The 5,950-nt window shown below is 34.0% G+C and carries 4 protein-coding genes and 1 pseudogene; 2 read left to right on the top strand and 3 right to left on the bottom strand.

What is annotated here, in order from left to right; translation table 11 throughout:
- Positions 1-171 precede the first annotated feature (171 nt).
- From KUG37_RS14375 to mobQ, 3 genes and pseudogenes are all read right to left on the bottom strand, one after another.
- Complete coding sequence (locus KUG37_RS14375) at positions 172-687, bottom strand: plasmid replication DNA-binding protein (protein WP_216938023.1); 516 nt, start codon at positions 685-687, stop codon at positions 172-174.
- A gap of 78 nt (positions 688-765) precedes the next feature.
- A complete protein-coding gene (gene repM, locus KUG37_RS14370) occupies positions 766-1,695 on the bottom strand; it encodes a replication initiation protein RepM (RefSeq protein ID WP_216940652.1) in 930 nt (309 codons plus the stop codon).
- A 1,644-nt stretch (positions 1,696-3,339) separates the two neighbouring features.
- Positions 3,340-4,098: pseudogene (mobQ, locus tag KUG37_RS14795) on the bottom strand (MobQ family relaxase); the annotation flags it as partial.
- 231 nt (positions 4,099-4,329) lie between these two features.
- Between mobQ and KUG37_RS14360 the strand changes: the two are divergent.
- Entirely contained in the window at positions 4,330-4,584 is a 255-nt protein-coding gene (locus KUG37_RS14360) for a mobilization protein (RefSeq protein WP_367947485.1), read from the top strand.
- 262 nt (positions 4,585-4,846) lie between these two features.
- Entirely contained in the window at positions 4,847-5,437 is a 591-nt protein-coding gene (locus KUG37_RS14355) for an HAD family hydrolase (protein ID WP_216940646.1), read from the top strand.
- Positions 5,438-5,950 lie beyond the last annotated feature (513 nt).

Raw genomic sequence — 5,950 nt, 5'->3', positions numbered from 1 at the left:
CCTAAAATTAACATAATACACCTTATACGAAATGCATTATAATTTTCTTTAGAAATCAGTGCTGTAGGTTTCTATTTTTAGCCCATCTAGACTTAGATGGGCTTTTTTAATGATTTGTCACGTTCCACGATCAATTATTGATCATTGTTCCACGACTTTGTGTAGTTCAGATTAACCATATGGCAGGAAAAAACGGCTCAAAAAGCCACGTTTTTTAGGCTCAGGTTCGACATGCTCAGGAACAGGAATACGCTTATTCTGCGTTTGGATATCGCTTTCAACCTCATTCGGCTTTACAGGTAGTGGTACTTCAATAGTCTCTTGAGGTGGTGCAACAGGTGTTGGATCTTCCATTTTTGGAGGTTTTGGAGCCTCCAGTAAGCGTTGCATAGTCTCGATCTGATTTTGGTAGAAAGACTCACGATCTTTGGCATCATCAAGCTGATTTTTTAGCATGTCTATCTGCTGTCTAAGTAGTAAAACTTCTGCCGAATTTGGACTGTCTACTTTTACAGATTCTTTTACATCCTGTTTTTTGATCGGTTCCCCAAAAACACGGATAGCTTCAGCTAGATCAATCTTATTTTCAGAATTTTTACTTAAAATTCCTTTCTTTATGTTGTTGTAAATCGTTTGTCTATTAATGTTGTAAAGCTTGGAAAGTTCAAGAACTGTAAGGGTTTTCATCCTGTAAACCTATGCCTAAACTTGTAAAAAGTTACTGCCTATTAGACTGTCTAATAGGCAAATGATCAAGTTTAAATTTTAGGCAGATGCGAAGCCAGCTTTTTGAAGATAAGGGAATAATTCTTCGAATTTTTGGGCATCTTTAAGCATTTCAGCGATACGAATAGCAAATTGCTCAAAGCTTTCTGTACCTTGAGAATATGTATTCATTTCAGGAAGTCTAGAAAGTTTATTGGCAAATAAATGACGTTGAGGATCTGTCATTTTTGCATATAAATCAGCAGGTCTTTTTGTTCGAATGACTTTTTCAGAGGTGTTTTTTTTCTGTTTAAAAGAGAAAGAGAATCCTGAAATAGAACGTCCTTTTTTATGTTGTTCATATTTAGCTGTTATGTCGGTGAACTCGTTTATTTGATTGAGTGCGAAATCTAAAACATACGTTTTGAAGTTGCTCATAGTTTTATATTGGTGAGCTTCAACGCCTAATTGTTGTCTAAAGATAGACAGATCAAATAAAGGAGTCTTTTCTGCTGATCGCCATTGAATCAGCAATTCATAGAGCCGAATAGCATAAGAGCTAGTCAATCTTGAAACTTGCTCTAGCTCATATTTAGTGAAGTTCTCTTCTAGTCTTGTAATGAGAGGAACGATATCTTGAGTGAACCTTAAGAAAACAATTCCTGAGTGAGCTTCATAACCAATTTTATCAACCCAACGGCAATGGAAACTACGATCTTTACCTGTTTTTGGGTTGATATCATGGTATGTAACATAGCGATCAAATAAGCTTTTCGATGCGTCTCTGAGCACCGTATAGGCAGTATGCTTCTCAACATTGAACGTGTTGATATAACTACTTGCATGAATTTCTAATAAACTATTTTCTGTTATTCCATGTCCAGTTTGTCTTGCTTCAGTAATCGCCAAAAGAATTAAACGCTGTTCAACGGTATCTAATGTATAACTAGCTTGAATCAGGACATTATCTTTAACAACCAATTCTGACATTGTTAGTATTTTTCAAATAAACTAGGTCATAACTTAGACTATCTTATTTAAAGATTCAACCAGGAATTTTACAATTATTATTATTTGATTTTAAAAACAATTTTAAATTTAATTTGGAAATGATTTAGTTCAATATATATAGGTCGATAAACCTAGTTTTATAAATTATTTTCAAAGCCTTTTGCTGTGGGTAGTTTGAATTAATCTAGGTTATTTAGGGGTTAAGTAATTATTAAAGAAGGGGAACACAAACAAATTGTTGTATGTTAAGTATATCTATTTGTTTAAAAAACAACCTTCTTGATTTAAGGTCGATAAACCTAGTTTTAAGGTCGATAAACCTAGCTTAATAGGTCGATAAACCTAGCTTAATAGGTCGATAAACCTAGCTTAATAGGTCGATAAACCTAGTTTAATTACATCTATAAGCCTTGATATAAGTGTATTACAAGGTGCTTAAAAGCATTTAAAAGTATTAAAACAATTAAAAGCATTGAGTATGAAAAATTGCCCTTGGTTTTCGCTACGCTCAAACTCTATTGAACTTCGCTCTCGCTCAGTTCGTCGGGGCAATTTTTTGGTTAATACCAGGTATAAATTATAAAAAACAAAAACTACTCGGAATTCGCTTCGCTCATAAGTTTTTTATGCTCGCTACGCTCGATCTAGACTCAAATTAAGTAAGTTCGCACCCTTCGGGATACTCTGTACCTAATTCTCATTAAAAAAAGGAAGCTTGTAATCAGAGAAAAACATTCCAAAAATTTTAATTAAATTACCTCGCTCGTAGACACTCGCTAATAGCTACATATCGAGATCAAAACTCTCGTCTCTCTTTTGTTCAACAATATGGGAGTTGTAAACTGGTCTGGGTTTGGGTTGAACATGCTTATTCTCATAGCTCTCAAGCTCAAATTTCAATCTGAGTTCTTCATCAACTCTTCTTTGTTCGCGCTCTTCTTTCTGTTTCTGCTTTTCATATTTTTGCTTTTCTTCAGCATTGCGCTTAGCAACATACTCTTTGTGCTTCGCTGTTTGCTCTCTGTTGTACTTTTGAATCGCTGGTGCTATGTATTCATCATAATCATCTAAGTCGCTTAAAATCGACCGCTCAGGCTCTTTAAAGCCCATCATATTTTTAAGCTTTGTGAAAACGGTGGGTTGTTCAATTTCGTAGGCTTTTATGCGCTCGCCATTTGCTTCAAGTTTTTTTGCGACAGTGCGTAATTCAAAAACTAAATCTGGAATATTTTCACTATTTGCTTTTTCAGCAATATCTATTTCAAACTTAGTCATCTCGCTTAGTCTTATTTGATTGTAATTATCTTCTGATAGATAAAAATTAGGTAAATCAAATAGTTTAAACCCTGTACACTCTCTATACTCGTCCATCTCCTGCTCACTTGTTTTATTTTTACGTAGCCATTTTTGAGATTGTTTAAATCTCTGTTCAAGATTATTTAGATTTTCATTTTGTTTACTAAGTCTATGATTATAAAACCGCATGAAGTCCCAATATTTTTCCGTTAATTGTTCTAATTGATCCATTAAATTGCTTTGCCGTTCTAATTGAGATTTCAATTTATTTAGTACGTGTTCCTCAATTATGATCTCTTGATTAAGTCCATTGATAATTTGCTCTAGTTCTAAACGCTCTGCATTACGTTGCTTGATCGCATCATTTTTTAAACTCACCTCTGTATCTATATTTAATTTACGTAACTTAGTTACTAGTGGGCCTTCATGCTGGGCCGATTCATAGTTTAAGCCTTGGTCTTTATAGCTTCGATGGTCTACACGTTGTTCTTGTTCAGCTGCAGCTAGTGCTGTATTTGCTAAGTCTGCCCAGACTTTTCGAATTTCTTTGATTTCATTTTGAGATGTGCCTAGCCCTAAGCTTTTGCGCTTTTCGTTGCTGAGTTCAATATTCGTTTTGGCTGTCAGAATTAAATTATTGTCCGGGTCTAATTCTGCTCTTCGAGTAGTGAGCATGATATGTGCGTGATGGTTTTTATCGTTACCACCTTTGCTGGGTTCGTGGATAGCTATATCTGCGATCACGCCATAGCGATCAACGAAGGACCTGGCAAAGTCTTTTGCTAATTTTTTACGTTGATCAGCATTTAATTCGTCAGGTAGAGCAATTACCCATTCTCTAGCGGTTCGAGAATCTTTGCGGTTTTCGGACTGTTCAGCCAAGTTCCAAAGTTCAGCACGGTCAATTTCAATATCCAAGTTAGAAATAATTTCTGAATGAATCACACCATTCTTTCTTTTAAAGTCATGTGTTAATCCGGTTCTATTATTAATAAGTTTTTCACCTGCTCGATATGCAGCGGCCGCAACAGCTGATCGACCAACACCTCTACTGATTGTCTTTGTTGAACAGTGATAAATCGCCATTTTGTTTTTCCCTTTAAAAATTGCGTAGCAATTTTTTTGCGTGTTCAGTGATGCAATCCCTGACGGACTTGACTTGGATGAAATCCAAGTCGTAAGTGCGCCCTTCGGGGACCATTGCATGGAGCTACAACACTGAATATATATCGCTTATAACCGAAATTTTGATGTTGGCGGATTAGGTCAGGAAAATGGTTGATACTGTTCTTAGATTTTTTTAAAAGAGGATTATGTGTGAGCAATTTAGATGAAAAAATTAAAACTCATGAAGAGCGATTGAAGCAGTTGAAGGCTCAAAAGCAAGATGTGATTACTCGTGAAAAGAAGAAAAATGCGGAACAGCAAAGGAAGGATGATACTAGACGTAAAATTTTACTCGGTTCGTACTTGCTTCAGAAAATGGAAAATGATTTGAATAAGGAAAAGATACTTGCTGGACTCAACCAATATTTAACAGAGGATCGAGATAGAAAACTATTTAATCTTTAGCTTTCAACAACCTTCATTTTTATAGGACGGTTAGTGCCCAAAAAGGGACGAATTTGCCTTTTTTTTGGGGATTAGTACCCTGGAAAGGACTAACCTCTGGATTAAAAAAAATAATTGAATAATTATAATATCAATAATTGTTCTTTTGTATATAAATCAATAATTTGATGTTTTTATCGGTTGTTGTTACGTTCTTTATATTTTTAGAGCACTCGATATGTATGCATTTCTACTAAAGCTATTTATTAGTTTAGGAGAGTAAATGATCTCAGTTATTGTATTTGATGTATTTGGTACGCTTGTTCAAATTCATCGAGGGCGTTCTCCATATAAGAAACTGATCAAGCAGCTCAAAACTCAAGGGCGTAACTATATGCCAGATGATGCAGTTAGCATTATGTCTTTGCCATTTAACTTCAAACAGTTGGCAAATTTTTGGGGATATTCTCTTTCTGATGAAATTTTAAAGGAGTTAGAAATAGATCTATCTTTTGATTTGCAGAATTTAGTTTTATATGAAGATACTATTCAGATTATGGCTAGATTAAAACAAGCTAGTTTTAAGGTAGCTGTATGTTCAAACCTCGCAAAACCTTACGGTGACAAAGTCTTTTCGATGCTTCCGTTTTTAGATGAGTATATTTGGAGCTACGAAGTCGGAGCGATTAAACCCAATCCAAAAGTTTATGAAGTAGTACTTGAGAAACTTAGCTGTGAAGCACATGAAGTCCTTTTTATTGGTGATACATTATTAGCTGATGTCTGTGGACCTAAAGCTGTAGGTATGTCAGCACGATTGATAAATCGTCAAGGTGGACAAAATTTACATGATGTACTTTCTGATCTATTTTAGATTTTAGTATGCACTGTGTTTATTTCCACTCTTATGTTTTAAGATATTGTTTTTTAAAATAAATATTTATATTTTTTTACTTCAGAGTGAGACTGAAAAGGGGTGAATCTCTACACCCATACTCCTCAAAATGTAAAAAAATTAAGAGTTTTCTAATAAAATAAAAAAATTATAATTTTTAAGTGTTTGATTTTTTTATATAAAAATTAACTGTGCTACTTTTCCACTCTTAAGTAGTTCTGGATTTTTGTAAAAGGGGTGAATCTCTACACCTATAAGTTTGATGTGCTCTAGTAAAAACACAAATTTTCCGACTATGAATATCTATCTTTAAAATATTAAATATTTGATTTTAAATTAATTTTAATTTTGGCGTAATTTAAGAAAAACTGTAAAGAATTCCACTTCTTGAATATATTTAATTGATTTTATAGATGTTTTTCAATGAAAACATCATAGTCGGAAAAGTTCACTACTAACTAAATTTCGTATAAGAGATTTTATGTTAAATGA

Origin of the sequence: Acinetobacter sp. BY419, assembly GCF_019038395.1 — a bacterium.
GTDB lineage: Bacteria > Pseudomonadota > Gammaproteobacteria > Pseudomonadales > Moraxellaceae > Acinetobacter.
The sequence above is the reverse complement of the archived record's forward strand: the minus strand, read 5'-3'. Positions and strand labels throughout refer to the sequence as shown.